Annotated in this window: 13 protein-coding genes; 5 read left to right on the top strand and 8 right to left on the bottom strand. The window is 49.3% G+C overall.

Features of this window, described 5'->3' with window-relative positions:
• Positions 1–141 precede the first annotated feature (141 nt).
• Entirely contained in the window at positions 142–1,983 is a 1,842-nt protein-coding gene (locus WCI03_10085) for a DUF4041 domain-containing protein (GenBank protein MEI8140203.1), read from the bottom strand.
• Entirely contained in the window at positions 1,983–3,065 is a 1,083-nt protein-coding gene (locus tag WCI03_10080) for a hypothetical protein (protein ID MEI8140202.1), read from the bottom strand. Before WCI03_10080 ends, WCI03_10085 begins: the two co-directional genes overlap by 1 nt.
• A gap of 129 nt (positions 3,066–3,194) precedes the next feature.
• Between WCI03_10080 and WCI03_10075 the strand changes: the two genes are divergently transcribed.
• From WCI03_10075 to WCI03_10055, 5 genes are all read left to right on the top strand, one after another.
• Entirely contained in the window at positions 3,195–3,335 is a 141-nt protein-coding gene (locus WCI03_10075) for a hypothetical protein (protein MEI8140201.1), read from the top strand.
• Complete coding sequence (locus WCI03_10070; GenBank protein ID MEI8140200.1) at positions 3,332–4,300, top strand: HNH endonuclease; 969 nt, start codon at positions 3,332–3,334, stop codon at positions 4,298–4,300. Before WCI03_10075 ends, WCI03_10070 begins: the two co-directional genes overlap by 4 nt.
• 46 nt (positions 4,301–4,346) lie before the next feature.
• On the top strand, positions 4,347–5,180 hold the full coding sequence (locus WCI03_10065) for an HNH endonuclease (GenBank protein ID MEI8140199.1): 834 nt from the start codon (positions 4,347–4,349) through the stop codon (positions 5,178–5,180).
• 307 nt (positions 5,181–5,487) lie between these two features.
• Complete coding sequence (locus WCI03_10060) at positions 5,488–6,540, top strand: ParB N-terminal domain-containing protein (GenBank protein MEI8140198.1); 1,053 nt, start codon at positions 5,488–5,490, stop codon at positions 6,538–6,540.
• A 12-nt stretch (positions 6,541–6,552) separates the two neighbouring features.
• Complete coding sequence (locus WCI03_10055; GenBank protein ID MEI8140197.1) at positions 6,553–8,076, top strand: hypothetical protein; 1,524 nt, start codon at positions 6,553–6,555, stop codon at positions 8,074–8,076.
• 290 nt (positions 8,077–8,366) lie between these two features.
• Here the strand turns inward: WCI03_10055 and WCI03_10050 are convergent, their stop codons facing one another.
• From WCI03_10050 to WCI03_10025, 6 genes are all read right to left on the bottom strand, one after another.
• Positions 8,367–9,908, bottom strand: coding sequence for an ATP-binding protein (locus WCI03_10050; GenBank protein ID MEI8140196.1), 1,542 nt, complete (start codon positions 9,906–9,908; stop codon positions 8,367–8,369).
• Positions 9,881–11,488: a hypothetical protein gene (locus WCI03_10045; GenBank protein MEI8140195.1), complete on the bottom strand. Its 1,608-nt coding sequence runs from the start codon at positions 11,486–11,488 to the stop codon at positions 9,881–9,883. The genes WCI03_10050 and WCI03_10045 overlap by 28 nt, the downstream gene beginning before the upstream one ends.
• Positions 11,485–12,441: a DGQHR domain-containing protein gene (locus tag WCI03_10040; GenBank protein ID MEI8140194.1), complete on the bottom strand. Its 957-nt coding sequence runs from the start codon at positions 12,439–12,441 to the stop codon at positions 11,485–11,487. The genes WCI03_10045 and WCI03_10040 overlap by 4 nt, the downstream gene beginning before the upstream one ends.
• A gap of 132 nt (positions 12,442–12,573) precedes the next feature.
• On the bottom strand, positions 12,574–13,017 hold the full coding sequence (locus WCI03_10035; protein MEI8140193.1) for a hypothetical protein: 444 nt from the start codon (positions 13,015–13,017) through the stop codon (positions 12,574–12,576).
• A gap of 1 nt (position 13,018) precedes the next feature.
• Positions 13,019–15,058: an AAA family ATPase gene (locus WCI03_10030; GenBank protein ID MEI8140192.1), complete on the bottom strand. Its 2,040-nt coding sequence runs from the start codon at positions 15,056–15,058 to the stop codon at positions 13,019–13,021.
• The gene (locus tag WCI03_10025) at positions 15,055–15,228 is read right to left on the bottom strand and encodes a hypothetical protein (protein MEI8140191.1); all 174 of its coding nucleotides are present in this window, start codon (positions 15,226–15,228) and stop codon (positions 15,055–15,057) included. The genes WCI03_10030 and WCI03_10025 overlap by 4 nt, the downstream gene beginning before the upstream one ends.
• Position 15,229: the final 1 nt, after the last annotated feature.

Below are 15,229 nucleotides of genomic sequence, written 5' to 3'. Positions count from 1 at the left end.
ATTAAATATAATATGTAGCCTTACCCCGACCGCCCTGTGTTTACATTAGGAAGAGTTAGCGCGGCGAAACCGCAACCCACCACTTCGGGAGTGTGCGCCCAGTCCATTTGCGTATCCGCGTTCACTTGGTGAGGTTGGGATTCACAGTGGTGCTTCTCGTGTTTCCGCATCCACAACGTCAGCAAAAGTGAGCCGAAGGGAATCTTTACGGATGTCGCGATCGGTACGGGCTTCCTGATATTTCAGCCACTTGTTGAGTTTCTCAGGGTTGCTCTCAATGTCGAGGCTTTCGCGGTACTGGGTAGCAGCGGCCGTTTCCGTCCAGTGGATAATAGTGACTGGTTCTCCCTGGCTCAGTTTGTCAATTTCCTCCCGTATGGCTTTCAGTGACACCCGGAAGAACTCCTTTCGGGTGTTCACCTTATTGATCTGCATGGCAAGGAAACGCTTCTGAATCTTGTGCTCGAGGACAGGTGCGTTATCGCTTTTGATCCAGGCATGAACATCGAAGTCGAACGGGACACTCGCATCCCCCAGTTCGTCGACGCGTTCCTGCGGATCCGGTCGGCGCGTCTGGCCGATCTTGTAGATACCTTCGCCAAAGGCTCCAACGTTCGAGATGATGTAAACAGTGCCCATCTTGGTCTGTTGTGCGATCGTCAGTTTCTTTTCCGTGGCGGCCGCCAAGTCCTGACGGAGCCCCTCGTTGGTTTTCTGCATATCCGCCAGTTTCTGTTCCAATTGAGCTTTATCCTGGGTTGCGGCGTGGGCTAAGGCTTGCTTGAGGTCCGCCAGTTCCTTCTCCTTCTGGTCCAGAGCCTGCTTCTTGAGTTCTTCTTCTTTGGCGGCTTCGCGCATTTTCTGTTCGTACTCGCGGCGAGCCTTTTCCTCGTCGCGCATGCGGGCCTTGAGTTCGCGCTGTTCTTCAAGTTGTCTGCGGGCCAGCTCCTGCACCACAACCGCCCATTTAAGTTCCGCCAGGCGGGCATTCAGATAGGCATCGAGGATACGGGCATCGCGGAAAGCCCCTCCGTTCAAGTTGACGAGGTTGAATGAATCGCGGATCTCCTGTTCGAGTTGGCCGTAATTGTCCCGTTTCACCCGCGTGAGGATGGCATCCACGCGGCCGTTGAAGGCGTCGATGACGAAACGGATAGCGGTTTTGCGGCGGCTCGCCTCAACATAGTCGCAAGCGGCGGCCTCCCCTTGTTCGACCATTCGGCGGGACTGTTCGCGTGCGGATTTCAAGGATTCGCCGGCTGACGTGTAACCGAATTCGACGGCCAGGTCATCCAGCAGGCTGTGAGTGGGAATAATGTAACGGTCGCCATAACCTTCAATGACGTTGCGCATGGCCTCAGCTGCGTGTTCGAGTAGTTGTTTGTCACGAAGGGCATCGTGGGCCTCCCCGGCTATCTCCTTGGCACGCTCTTCGGCTTGGGCGACAATGCGACCAGCGTCGCGGGTTGCCTGATTGAGGCGGGCGTCGGCCTGTTCATAAATTGCTTTGGCACGTTCGGTGGCGCAAAGGCGTTCAGTCTCTGCAGCTGACCGGGACTGTTCAATGAGCGCCTGGGCCTGATCGCGGAGGGCGCCAGCCTCTAACATGGCGGCTTCAAGGGTTTGGCGGACCTCGACTTCTGCATCGCGAAGCGGAGCGAAACGGCGAAGGGCTGCTACATCTTCAAGCGCTTTGGAGAGTTGCGTTTGCGATGTTTCGGCGATCTTGCGGGCTTCAGTCTCGTAGTGCTGGCGGATGCGGTCGGCTTCGGTTCGCATATCGGCGACCTGCTGGTCGATGAGTTTCTGGGCCTCGTTGAGTGACAGCTCGGTTTCGGTTCTTACTCGGACAGTTTCCTGCTTTACGGTAGTAATCTCCCCTTCGCGTTGAGCAACAAGACGTTTCAGGGCCTTGTTCTTGAACAAGACCACGGCCAAGGTGATGAAGAGACCCACACAAACAAGGATAAGGAATATGGTCATCAGGTTTCTCCGGTGTATACCGCCGCTTCTGCTGGCTGCGGATTAAGCGAGGTGCATTGAGTCGCCAAGTCGGCACGAAGGCGTTTTACGGTGTTGAAAATGGTGGCGAAATCAACAGAGGCCGGGGAATCGGACTGATCGAGATCAGTGATGGTCAAAGGCGTAATGAAATCGAAGTCGCCTGTTTTCCGGGACGCTTTCAGGTCGCCCCTGTGAGTCATGCTGAGTACGGAATCAGACGGGTCGAGGCGATCAAAGTTGAGGTCATTCAGGGTTGCGCGCGGGATGGCAACGGAGAGGAATGGGCGTTCGACGGTCTTCCCTGTCGACGTATCCAGAGTCTCAGCGGAGGCAGAGATGAGGAGCGTTTCGACTGGCAGGAGAGCGAAGAGTTCGCGGGCAACCCGCAAAACGCAGCCGCAAATGTAGTCCTGGTAGATTTCAATGAATCGAGGCCTGGGCATTGCCTTCACTGAGACTTTTCCAGAAGCGGTGAGGGTTTTGACTTCGGCAGGAATTGCCTTGCGGCCGTTGGTGCTGAGGACGACTTCGATCAGGCGCGGGTTGTGAACCGAAAAATGAAGAGAGGAACCAATGCTGGCCAGTTCAGTGAATGGACTCAGTTTTTCGATGGCTTCGATGTATGCGTCAGTATCACCCTGGAGAACGCGCCGGGCAAGACTTGAAAGTTGCGCCCATTCGGCATATTCAGCGGCATGGGCCTGGATAGCTTCCTGGAACTCACGTTCATCTTGTTTCCGGGCCTGTTCGATGGTGGAGTCGGCTTCCGGCGTAGACGGATTGATAGCAAGGCGTTGGCGGGCCTTGAGTTCATTGTGCGATTGGCGGCGCGGCAAGACTGGCGGCAGGGATGAAGCGAGGGTCAACCAATCCACGGGATCGGTTTGTTCTTTGTGAACGGACAGGAGAACGTCCAATGCATTGTCGTAGGTTTCGACTTCTAATCGCGCCTGTTCCAGCGCAGAAAGTTTCGCCGCTTCCTTGGTCTGGCGTTCAAGTTCACGCTGGCGTTTCTTGGCGTCGCGTTGCTGCCGCCGAGCCGCCGCTTCCATCGTGCGCATTGTGCCTTTCCATCCCATAAGTTGTCTTTACCCAGTACTGATTATTCTGTGGCCATACCGCAGACTATTGTTGTTGATGTGTTGTGGCTCAATTTGCATCACTCAGCAAAAGTTTGCAATGACAGAGACATGTCAGACAAAACAAAAACCGTGATTGAAATACATACACTGCCACCGGTCGCGCTCAGTGCCATTGTGCTTCAGGATGAATCGGTAGTTACTTTGTCCGGTGGTAATTCTGGGGCCAATCTGTTATTTGTCTCCACATGAGTTACAGCGCAACAACAAGCAGTATGCTTCAGCAGTACTGCGACCGATTCCAGTCCTTGCGAACGGATCAGCATGAAGGGCGGCCCCGCCCCCACAAGGCTTGCATGCTCCTTGCGGTCCTTTCCTTGGCCGATAACGGTCAACTTGTCGAGAACAGGATCATTTATGGGCCTGAACTGCTCGAGTTATTTAAGCGGTACTTCAATGTTGTGAAGGGGCCGACGGATCAATGCACACCATGGAATCCCTTCTTCTATCTGCGAGGCGAGCGGTTTTGGCATCTCAATTCTCAGCCGGGAAAAGAGGTGAATTCGGGCTCAGCCCGTAGTGGGGCAACACTCATGGCAAACGTGTCCTATGCAACTCTGGATCCCGATCTTTTCGTTCTGTTCTCACAACCGGCAAGCCGGGAAATACTGCGGCAGGCCATAATTGACCGGTATTTCAGCGTCCAGCGGCAATCCCTGCTGGAATTATCCGGTGAGGAGCGCCAAATCGGCATGGTACGCGAGACATGGCGGGATCATGGTTACCAGGTCAACCCCGGTGAAACCGCGACCACCGCCCGCGATGCGGCGTTCGCCCGAACCGTCAAGAAGGCTTACGACTACCGGTGTGCCGCATGTGGCATCCGATTCCTATTTGACGAAGTCACCCTCATAGATGCTGCGCACTTGATCCCATTCAGCGAAACCCGCGACGATTCGCCCCAAAACGGCATGGCGCTCTGCAAAAACCATCACTGGTTGATGGACTGCCAGTTGATTGCACCGGGACCGGCACGCGGAACGGTGTATGATGATCTGCGTTGGTATATCCGGGACGGCATGAATGAAAGGATCGAGGGACAACGAGAAGTCATGCGACTGAGGAACAAGACCGTCATCTTACCCAGTGACATCAGGCTTAAACCCAAAAAAGAGGCGATCGATCGGCGGATGGAATTGTTGCGAGACGCCTGCTGATGGCGGAATATGGAAACTTGACCCTTAATCTTAACTTACCGTTATAATGAGCACCATGACACCCCGCGACCGCTTTACCGAATTTATGGAGGAGACCAATACCGCCGGGAGCGGTAAAGCCAGTTCCTATGTTCGGGCACTGGACTTGCTAGGCCCAATACTGGCCAAGCCAACCAGCCTGTTTAAGGACTGCTGCAATATCTGGGGCATTACCACGATCACCCGGATTGGTGAACTCTATGAATATGTACTAGAACAACAGAATCTTGGGGAGTCAGGCATATTCGGCGGTGAAAAGCCGATCAGTTACTGGCGCGATCGCTACTGTTCCGCTGCGCTCAATAGTTTCAGAGAGTTCCTAATCACAACTCGCCACGAAACTAAGCTTTGGGATGTCTTCAAACAGCCAGGCATTTCTGCCGATGACTTAGTCAAACAACTAAGCAAACAGAAATTGGACTACACGGGGGTGATCGGCAAGGAGGCCATCCGCGAGGTTAAAACCCGGGTGAACCAGCACTTTTTCCGAAAGATGATCCTACAGGTTTACGATGGACGATGTTGTATCACAGGGCTGGACATCCCGCAGGTCCTTCGAGCGAGCCATATCGTAGGCTGGGCAGAAGATAAGGACAACCGGTTGAACCCGACGAATGGGCTCTGCCTATCGGCAACCTTTGATGCGGCCTTTGACGCCCACCTGATTTCTCTGGACGAGCAATTCCACCTGATCTTCAGTCCTCAACTCAAGGATCACCACACCAACAAGGCATTTCAGCAGCAGTTCCAACCGTTCGAAAACCATGCGGTTACCCTCCCCCTCACCTTCACTCCATCCCAATCTTTCCTGCAATATCACCGTGAACGGCTGATCGCCTAGAGCGCAATATGACCTGCAACGTCACGCTCTGTGATCGAAAGCGGAGGGAGGACAGGGACGAATATAAATGTTATTTGCGATGGGTGACCCTCCTTCCCCGCAATTTACCTGCTTACAAAATCAAAAGTAATATTTAAAGCACAAAAGAAACCCCAAAAGAAACCCCACTATAATGATAGTTTTGTTGTCCGCGTAGAAATGATTGTAACCCAGTTCGCGACAGTGTACAAAACAACACGTATAAAAGACCGATCGCTATGCCGGACATTAACCGAGGTCCTGTTGAGAATTTTTTACAAGGTGCCTTATGCCCAAACAAAAGAAAACGGTGAAAACTCAAGAATACAAACTTATCTCCGTGGATCCAAAAGACGTGGCATTCAACAACGAGAACCCACGAGGTGAATCTGCGGAACAAATCAACGCAGACCCAGAATTCAACCAGCTTGTAGATTCGGTCTACCGCTTCGGAGTGCTAGTTCCCATCGTGATCTGCCGCCAAAACGACGAAGCCAGCGGGAAACGCTACAGCCTCATAGACGGCGAAAGAAGACTACGTGCTGCACTGAAGACAAACCGTGCAAAAATTCCCGCGCATGTTGCCAACCGCGAGCCATCGGTAAAAGATCTCATTCAAGCCTTCCATATCCATATGCTCCGCAAGCAGTGGGGGCGTACGGCTCAGACTCGCGCATTAAAACTCATCCTCAAAGAGTCGACTCAAAACTCTTCGGACTTATTTCAAAAGGGAGCTTTCATCGAGTTGCAGGCGCTCACAGGTTACACAAAAACTCAACTCAGCTCGTTACTTCAAGCCGCCAAATACCCTGACAGCGTGCTCGACGATGTGGATAACAAACTACTCTCATGGAGCTTTTTGGTGCAGTTTGAGGTGAGCGTTATAGAGCCTATTAAGCAACATTTTCCAGATCTATTCAAAGAATTTGGAGTGCATGAACTTCGGAATATCCTCCTCCGGAAGGCGAAGCGAAAGGTACTATCAGGAACTCGCGCTTTAATGGAGAACATAGTACCGGTTATAGCGAGAGCACAGGGACTTAACGAAAAGACATTTGCCGAAAAACTTCTTCGTGATTTTCTGAATACCGATGATATGACAGCCGAGTCGGTTTTGGGGCGATTCGACCTTAAGTTCCCTGAGTCACAAACGGGATTACTCGACCTGCTTGACCGCTCTATCGAAAAGGCAGAATCCCTTGAGCACATGCTGCAAACACTGCCCGGCCCTCTAGGCATGCTTAGTTACCCCGCCAAGACAAAGGAACTATACAGCCGATTAGATGCTCTGAGAACACTTATATCGAAAAAGCGTCGGACCCATAAGACCATTCTTGAATAAGGACCTGTTCTTATGGCAAGCCAAATCAAACAGATCGAGACATACATACGAAGACTTTATCCGGACTTTGAATCGACTACTCCTCCCAAATGGTCGAGAAAGACGCAGTGGTGCCCAGCTTTGTTCCTGCGCTCAAAAATAACGAAGCGATACCTGGCAATTGCAATCGAACTCAGCGGTCGGCTTCCAACCTCTGTATTCAGAGATGTTGTCGTTCCTCTGAAACAAAAGCAGCCAGGTCTAGTTGTAGTTGTTTGCGTTACCGAAAAGGGGCTAGCGGACTTTCCTGAGACCGAAACTGAATGCCGAGACATGGGGGTCGGCCTGAAATCGCTACAACCTCACTTGGGTTTAGCGACGATTGTGAAAACTGATATTGACCCCCAACAGCTTCGGACTATCGATCATGAGACAGGTTACTTCCCAAAGGCTATACTGGACCAAGCAGAGGGCTTAAGCAGGCTGATGTTTTGTGATACTCTGAACCATTTTATCAAGAATATCAGGCGAATCCAAAAATCAGACGAGAGCAAGATCAAGAAGAGAACCCTTGAACTAGTCTATTCCACAATAGAGAGTTTGATCGCGCAGCACCCCAGTTTCACAGGTGCTACAAAAGAATTCATGAAGTTGGCTCACTTCGAACAGTTATTTGATTTGGTAAACCCAGGTTCATCAGAGCATGTCATTCATGCATTTCGGGTCTTTCTCGCTGGCTGCCCCATCGTCAACAAGTTCTACAATGTCTTCGATCAAGCTCACCGTCGCTACTCTGATAGATGCCACACCACCCGAATCGAATACGCGTGGCTTCTGACTTCAATATTTCATGATATTGGACGCGTGAAGGAAGGGGCAAGACAATACGCAACAGCGATTTTGCGCGATGAACTAAACGATGAGGACATGACTATTAACATTGCAGGAAGCCCTAACCGCTGGAAGAAACCGGGTTATCGAAACGCCCTAAAGCTTCTCGGCTCCCTTGCCGCCTTCATGGGTGATAAGGATACAGGCAACTGGGATGGGGGTGCGTTTGCAGACGAAGCGGGGGACAAATTGGAAATCGAATGGATTAGGATATATGATGAATATAAATGGCATGGCGTTATCGGTAGCATCGATTTCCTGCGAACAGTATGTGAAAATGCAAAAGCAGCAAACGAGCGCCAATCTAGGCCCTTCGTACTCGCCCATGCGGTTCCTGCAGCACTGGCTATTATGCTGCACGACTGGAGAGTTCATGCTGACGGGAAAAAGTGGAACCTAGTCCCTCTCAGCACCAAAAGATTTCCTCTCGCCTCCTTGCTTCATTATGTAGACACATGGGACGATTATAAACGAAAAGGGGATAAGGCGTGCATCGCAATAAAACAGTACAAAATCAATAACAAGCAAGCGCACGTACTTGTAGAATGGGCTGAAGAGACACTGCTTAAGAACGAACAAATCAAATATAATGCATTCACAAATATTCTCCGTGACCAAACTTTTCGCATGACCATTGAAGCGCGAATGGCATCCCCTAATGAGTGACCGGATGTCGACCAACCTCTCCTTGCATCTCCAGGCGAATATTTAATGAATAATTCATACGCAAGATGCAACATGAAGAATGAGATATTCCAATTCTGGCACCCTTGCTATCGACCGAATAAAGGTTGAGGTTGACAAAAATGTCATTCTTAACGAATTGCTAGGATCGACCTCACAACCGACAGCCACAAAATGAGAAAAAACAAAAATGAGCAACGAATTCTTGAAACTTTCCACTCATCAATATTCTGACTTCCTATACCTCTTCTACTATTTCTATAGGGACCTACCTAAGAATTGGACTTCTGCTCCCTAACGTAAGGAGCCACAATCTCGCGGAGAAGGGTTGTTCCAGCAATACCGGGTACTGCATCAAGAATACGTTTGCACACCTCAGTCAGAACCTGCTCACCGCTCTTACGCCCAATTGATCGACCGTTCAGAACGTCTGACAAAAACATCGATTTCTGACGTAACCCAGAGACTCGCGCTTCGTAGTCATTGACAAGTTTCGTAGAGACTTCCCCAGCCGGGTTCATTTTCCTAAGTTGTGCCAATTGCATCTCCGCGGCCTTTATTGCCGCCATCTTATGATCCTCGTCCAAAAAGAATGTATTTTCTAACAACCGATCCATTGCCATACCAACGCGCAATTGCAATTGCTTATCGCTTCTTTCTTTGGATGACTGGCGGCAAAAAGAGCTTAACAGTCGGCATACGCCTGAACTCCATTCCAGAAAAAGTTCATATTCCGGCGATTCCTCAAAACCATCGCGGCGGGCATTCAACTTAAGCCCCTCGCCTACATGTAATTCCCCAATGTGCCACGTCGCAAATCGCGGCTCAATAAATGATGCCTTTAAGAAATCTTCATCACCGACCCCAATATTACCCTGCCGCACACGAATCCCGCGCATTGTTACATTAGGCGGCATTGCCGACATAAACTGTGACATCGCGTACCAGCCCCGACAGATCAACCGCCCGTCCGGCGTTTTTAACTCTAATAGTTTAACGTCCATTATTCGATCTTCGTGTTCCGCCCGCAAGACCACCTGTTCCTGGAACGGCCGCACAATAGGCGTTCCGTTCAAGGTAATACTGTACGATCGATATCCTGAAACCTCCGAAAGATGGCGCTCAATCTTCTCTGCAAATCGAAATTTATTTCTGTCATAGGGAGCGGGCACTATTTGCGATAAATATTCACGCAAACCCTTAATATTCATCAGGACGTCAGCATGAAACCGATGGACATTCACCATTTCGACACGGCAGAAATGTGCCGGATCTGCATGCTTGTCGGCAGCCCTGAAATGTATAGTGGCTATGCGCCTTATAGCAGCCTCGACATGCTCACTCCCCTTAGCGCTTGCAACCTGTTCCCGCAACGCTTTACCTGACCACTCAATAACTGCCACTTTTTCCCGTGCATCGCTTCTTGTTTCAAACCTCAACAAGTCACAATAGGCTAATCCGCCTAGGCGCCCAATACCTCTAAAACCGCGATGCCCCCCTCCGCCTTTTGAACTGCATCCCAGCCCACCCAGGCGTGTTTCGACATCCTCGTTCTTGATGCCTAATCCATTATCTTCCACTAAAATGGATCGCGTTTTCCCGTCTAAAGTTATCGAGATGGAACCCTCGGGAACGAGACAGACACCCGCCTCTATTGAGGCGTCTATCGAGTCCGCTGCATTTTGAACGTATTCTCGTAACGCCATACGCGGGTCAGAATACATACCCGCTGTGATCACATCTAGAATCTGCCGGCCTATATGAGCGGAGATACTGCGTCGACCTTCTATTTCTTGAGGTATAATTGGAGCCATTTTTTCATTTCCTTGTCGTTACAAATTTCTATCGCACGCCTAACCTGTTCGGAAGAATTCCCTCTTACCGCAGCATGAAATATCTGAAATCTAGAATCGTTTACCTTCAGCAGTTTTGAAACAAAAGAACGAAACCCTTCGATCAGCCCCGTCCCAGGCTTACGTTTGGGTTCATATTTATATACCCTATTTTCATGCTTATTCCGGTTGCGTAATAGTTCTTCTGGCATATAAAGGTTCGCCAGAAATTCTTCATATGTCTGACCGATAGTACGCCAAGCAAGAGTTGGTGTCGGGGAGATGCAGCCGTGTGCCGCCCCTTTCATGATCTCGATATTCCGGACAAAGCGTGGAGTCCACACGGCATCTTTCAGCCAATTGCGGTCACTATTGGCGACCATGGGACGGGCATCTCTTTTGCGATTCGCATGCGTACCAAGTTCATCATTGATAGGGGCAAACCTCATCGGGTAGCTGTATATTTCAGCTTCTGCCTGTCCATTATTCCCCTTTCCCCATTTTTCATTCATCTCAATATTCACAATCAACCGCGCATACAAATCATGCGGGGTATCCCGCCAATTATATAGCATGTAGTTTGAGAACTCCTGAACTCCGTGCTCTTTAGCAATACCCAAGGCTTTCACATAGACATCTCGCTCAATGGCCCGATCAAAAGCGATTCGCATTGGCTTGATGTTCAGCTTTGCGAGCAGGCTCATGCGCGCATCGTCCAAGAAACTTGCATCCAACCCTTGATTAAAATCAACAACCCGATTTCTTTTTGGTTTAGTTTCCGTAAATTTACCGCGGCCATAACCGAGTTCAACCAGATCATCGATAATTTTCCCAAGTTGATCGGATGCGAGCACATTGTTGTCCATTAACTTCAACTTTGGCTTGTCCCCGTATTCATCCCTAAGAGTTCTAATTGTCGGCTTAATGTCGATGTACTCCTGATATGTCGGCTCGATCCTGGGAACACCGCACCAACCACACTTATTTACACAACCTCTCGAAGTGTAGGCATAATAAGTATCGTTAATTGCGTATTGTCGCCGATCAAGGATCGAGTAATCAGGCGGGAGTGAATCAATTACCTCAGTCCCCTCCAAACCGATTTGACCTGGGGTATTAACTATTCCCGTTACAGGATAAATTCCGGTCTCCTCGAATAGGTCGTCAGGCATCATCGAGGCCATAATTCCGCCGACAAATATTTTCCCGGCTGTTCCGCCTACAGCTTCCTTATAAAACCTGATCGTTTCAACTATGGTATCCCAGTGAAATGTGAAAAGAGTTGTGATGTAGACACGATCCCACATGCCTTTTCCCTCCACAGCATCCACGGCCATCGCGACCTTCCGATCACACCCTCTGACGAAAACGACTTCATCCCCACGTTTTTTATGGAAGCGCGCCAGCTTCATAAGTCCAAGGGGAGGATACCAAAGAGTATCCTCGTTGCGTTGCGAGGCAACGACCTTCGTAGGCAATTCCCCGCTATCTTCAATAATCTCGGACTCTTCACTCAGCATACCACTACGCCGGTACTGTGGTTCAACAAGAAGAACTCTCATATCCCAAGACTCCTTCTAAGGGTCTCATGCGCTGCCGACGCCCCTTTTCTCCCGCCAGCATCAGCGAAAGTTCCCTTTCGGCCCCAGTCAATATTATCCTTCAGCGCTTTCAACTTCTCGATCAGTTCGCCACGACTCAAATCAACCCTTTTCTCTCGTTGCACAATAGTCCCCAACAGTTCAGTGAGAGCATGCAGCCCAACACCCTTCGTTAACAGATGTTCACGCGGCGACTGCCATTCCGCATCAAACACATATGCCACAGCACCCCAATAATTGAGCAACAAATCATAAACTCCATTTACATTGTAGCCAGCCACTGCCCGAATGCGGGTCAATAAGTGCCTAATCGCCGTTTGCATCATCCTAAGTGACGTACGTCGTTGCATCCCTGAACTCGTTTCGCCACCATAACGGATCATTTTAAACCAAGGGGAGTCGCAATTTTCATTTAGTTTCCTTGCAAGAAAAAGTTGCGGTGCATCCTGGACGAGGTTTTCGATTAAGTTGCTTTCGTGGAAGTCTGTAAGGGATGACTGCAGTCCGCGCACTTTACTATTGATGATGGTGAACATCGCCATCTCTCCCCGAAGATCGAGGCCAATAAATGCCATAAAAGCTAGATTGATGTCAGAATCAGCCAATTCGCCAAGACGATGTTGGCAGTCGACTTGAGCAAGACATGCGGCATCAGGGTTTATCCACAAAATAGCCTTTCCCCCTTCCCTTTCAATCCGCCAAAATTTCTTGAGATCTTGCCGCAAATTAAACGTCAGAGGAATCGTCGATGCCCCGGGAGTGCTGATGTAACGTTTGAAATCCAAACTGTGGCCACGGTCTCGTGGACGCTGGTAACCTATCCCTGTGTCTTCGTCCAAGGTATCCGCAAACGATACCAAATGGAGGGTCTTGGCCGGGGCAAAACCAACAAACACCTCACGGTCGCCACACATCCCAACCATCCCAGATATCGATAAATGTGCATTTCTAATCTGCATATTGCAGATATATACTGCATTTTATATCAAGATATCAATGCTCTAATTATCGTGCCTCTTTGATTTCACCAGTTCCATCAGCCAAAGTTATTGCCCAGCCTTCTCATACACATGAGCGAGCAGCACTTTGGGAAGTTCTTTCGAGCAACTTGGATCCAAATGCAGATCATCACCGCGTTTCAAAATATAGTCGGCAAGCACATCATCCAACAAGATTTGCATACCTGCATTAGCGTATTCTTCCATTGTCGCGATGACTAATCTATCGTCTGAGATAGAAGAGAAATCCATATTATTGGATTCGATCATAATCGCATAAAAGCTCGCATACTCCTCTGGGGTAATTGTATTCGACCAAAAACGGTCTTCCTTGCTACGCCCCAGAGGTTTGCGCTTTCCATCCCGATAGCCGAGACAGACGCAAAGAAAAAAAATCTCGTGCATATCCTTTGCAACAAAATTACGGCAGTCATTATACAGAGTCCGATAATGCTGGTCCGTTCGGACGCGAATATCTTGAGCCATATTCATGTTACACCACCTCCGCTTCATCACGCAGCAGGCCATCGGCTTGATCAACGGCCACAGATTCGATCTTCGTGCTTCCGGCGCCTGCGCCCTTCAGGACATAGAAATGAGACCACTTATTCGTGTCGCGTAGAATCTTGGCCTCAAACCTTCCAAACTCTGTATCAGTCGCGAGCAACACCCATTGAGTACACCATCCAGGCACATTTACTAAAAGATTACGTCTGTGTTCATGCGATAGTCGACCAAATGGCGTATCCATAAAGAGCGGCATTTCAAGAACAGATGTACCGGCCGCAGCCTCTGCAAGCGCCGCAATAAATGCAATAGACATAATCTGTCGCTGACCTGCTGAAATGTTGGCCAAGAAAGGCTTTTGCCATCTATCATACACTTGAATACTGTAGTCAGAATCAACGACTACATCTCGCAATGTCTGTTTACTTTCAGCGTCGAGGAGTTCACGGAAATATTTAGTTGCACTCGCGCCTAGGCGATCACGAGTCTCCCCTGCGAATTCTTCATGAATACATTTCAGTGCATTACTTGTCATTGCTGCAAGTTCAGCACGTCGCGACATCTCATCACGAATACCGTTTTCCGTTTCAATTTCTTTACGCTGTTGCAGAAGTGTTGAATGCTCATCCTGCAGGACAAGCAGCTCATCCTTAATTTGAGCTTGTTCCGCCTCCAGCTTAATTATTTTCCGTTCAAGCAGATGCCGATGATTCTCTAAATTAGCAGCATCGGCACGCTCTGAAGATCCAATCTTTTGACGCAATTCCTCTACCTTGCGCCCCGTTACCTGGAGGTCATTTTTGACTAAAGCGTATTTCTGAAGTACCGATTCCGCAGCCACTCCAATATCCTCATAATGACTACAAACACCACTCAAGTAACGCCAGAGGTCAAGCATCGAATCTTCTGTCCCAACATCAGGCGTCCGGTTTCGCCACAAGAGGATATTATGATGCTCAGAAGTTCCCGGCTTGATGTTAGCCCCACAAATGCATCGTCCATCTGAGATCAACCGATCAATCAAGTCACTACGGATTTCCGAAGGTATTTCATGCTTCTGCTTACGCTTGTCTATGTCGCGGAAAACCTTTTCAGCAGACTTTCTAACAAGTAGCAGGGAGGTTTTCCCTGTCCGGTTCTTCATATCTAGGAGAAGCGCGTCAACCTGTTGCTCAAGGTCTTGTGCTCTTTCCTCCATATTAGTCCGAGCTGTTAGCAGGTCCCTGATCTCTCGAATTTTTTCCAACTCAGAATCAATTTGCTTTTTCTCCTGCCCCGCGCATTGAAGCTCCTCGTCAATTGAACCAATCCTGGGATTACGCGCTGCAAATTGCTCCTCATTCTCTCGCAATTGTTTGATCACACGAGCCAATTCACCCGTTGCCCGTGATTCCACTTCTGCGTCCAGATATTTCCGGAGACGTTCTGTTGCCTTCATGGCAGTTTCAAGTGTATCAATGTCTAGAAGCTTTCGAACACCGGCGGAGATTTCGCGTCGTTGCTCTGAACTAGCCCGAGTTAAGCGTTCGATTTTTTCCCCATCAAAGAGAAAATATTCCCTTAACCCACGATCAAGAATACCTCCAATAATATCCGCAATCTGATTGGGATCTCTGCTCGTCACGGCATTTCCAGTCTCATCCCGCGTTACAAGTCTAACGCCATTGTGCTCCTGAATCACCTCTCCCTCTTTCAGCATCCCTAGAATGGACCGTTCAATTTCATATGAACGCCCTGCATGTTCGAATTCAAGTCGTACACTACCCGCAACAGGCTTATTAGCCGTATTAGCCTCCATCGCCGGGTAATTTACTAAGTACAGTTCACGATCATCCACCTGTGCGTCTTGCGAGAGGTGCCTCTCTCCGTAGAGGCAAAAAAGCAAAGCACGATAAATGCCAGTTTTCCCGCGTCCATTTTCTCCGAAAATAACGGTCACATTGCCGCCTTCTCCTCGAGCAAATTCAATCGCATGAGACCCTTTGAATTGTCGAAAATTTGTGAGGGTCATTTTGTGGAGAATCATCGTGGAGTCTCCTTATCCTTTATGACCTGACGAACAATTCCCTTGAGTTGCTCTGCAACTGCGGATTCCGGCAAGGATTGAGAGAGTTCAAATGCTCTTGCAGCAAGGGCTTGAACTTCAGGGGGATACTTTTTGAGTTTCTCCTTGATCAATTGGTGTTTTTCTACCATT

The sequence above is a fragment of the bacterium genome (assembly GCA_037143175.1).
GTDB lineage: Bacteria > Verrucomicrobiota > Kiritimatiellia > CAIKKV01 > CAITUY01 > JAABPW01.
The sequence above is the reverse complement of the archived record's forward strand: the minus strand, read 5'-3'. Positions and strand labels throughout refer to the sequence as shown.

Bases quoted from the DNA above. Each gene is read 5' to 3' on its own strand.
- WCI03_10085 (MEI8140203.1), bottom strand. From the start codon at position 1,983: ATGACCATATTCCTTATCCTTGTTTGTGTGGGTCTCTTCATCACCTTG.
- WCI03_10080 (MEI8140202.1), bottom strand. From the start codon at position 3,065: ATGCGCACGATGGAAGCGGCGGCTCGGCGGCAGCAACGCGACGCCAAG.
- WCI03_10075 (MEI8140201.1), top strand. From the start codon at position 3,195: ATGTCAGACAAAACAAAAACCGTGATTGAAATACATACACTGCCACCG.
- WCI03_10070 (MEI8140200.1), top strand. From the start codon at position 3,332: ATGAGTTACAGCGCAACAACAAGCAGTATGCTTCAGCAGTACTGCGAC.
- WCI03_10065 (MEI8140199.1), top strand. From the start codon at position 4,347: ATGAGCACCATGACACCCCGCGACCGCTTTACCGAATTTATGGAGGAG.
- WCI03_10060 (MEI8140198.1), top strand. From the start codon at position 5,488: ATGCCCAAACAAAAGAAAACGGTGAAAACTCAAGAATACAAACTTATC.
- WCI03_10055 (MEI8140197.1), top strand. From the start codon at position 6,553: ATGGCAAGCCAAATCAAACAGATCGAGACATACATACGAAGACTTTAT.
- WCI03_10050 (MEI8140196.1), bottom strand. From the start codon at position 9,908: ATGGCTCCAATTATACCTCAAGAAATAGAAGGTCGACGCAGTATCTCC.
- WCI03_10045 (MEI8140195.1), bottom strand. From the start codon at position 11,488: ATGAGAGTTCTTCTTGTTGAACCACAGTACCGGCGTAGTGGTATGCTG.
- WCI03_10040 (MEI8140194.1), bottom strand. From the start codon at position 12,441: ATGTGTGGCGACCGTGAGGTGTTTGTTGGTTTTGCCCCGGCCAAGACC.
- WCI03_10035 (MEI8140193.1), bottom strand. From the start codon at position 13,017: ATGAATATGGCTCAAGATATTCGCGTCCGAACGGACCAGCATTATCGG.
- WCI03_10030 (MEI8140192.1), bottom strand. From the start codon at position 15,058: ATGATTCTCCACAAAATGACCCTCACAAATTTTCGACAATTCAAAGGG.
- WCI03_10025 (MEI8140191.1), bottom strand. From the start codon at position 15,228: ATGGTAGAAAAACACCAATTGATCAAGGAGAAACTCAAAAAGTATCCC.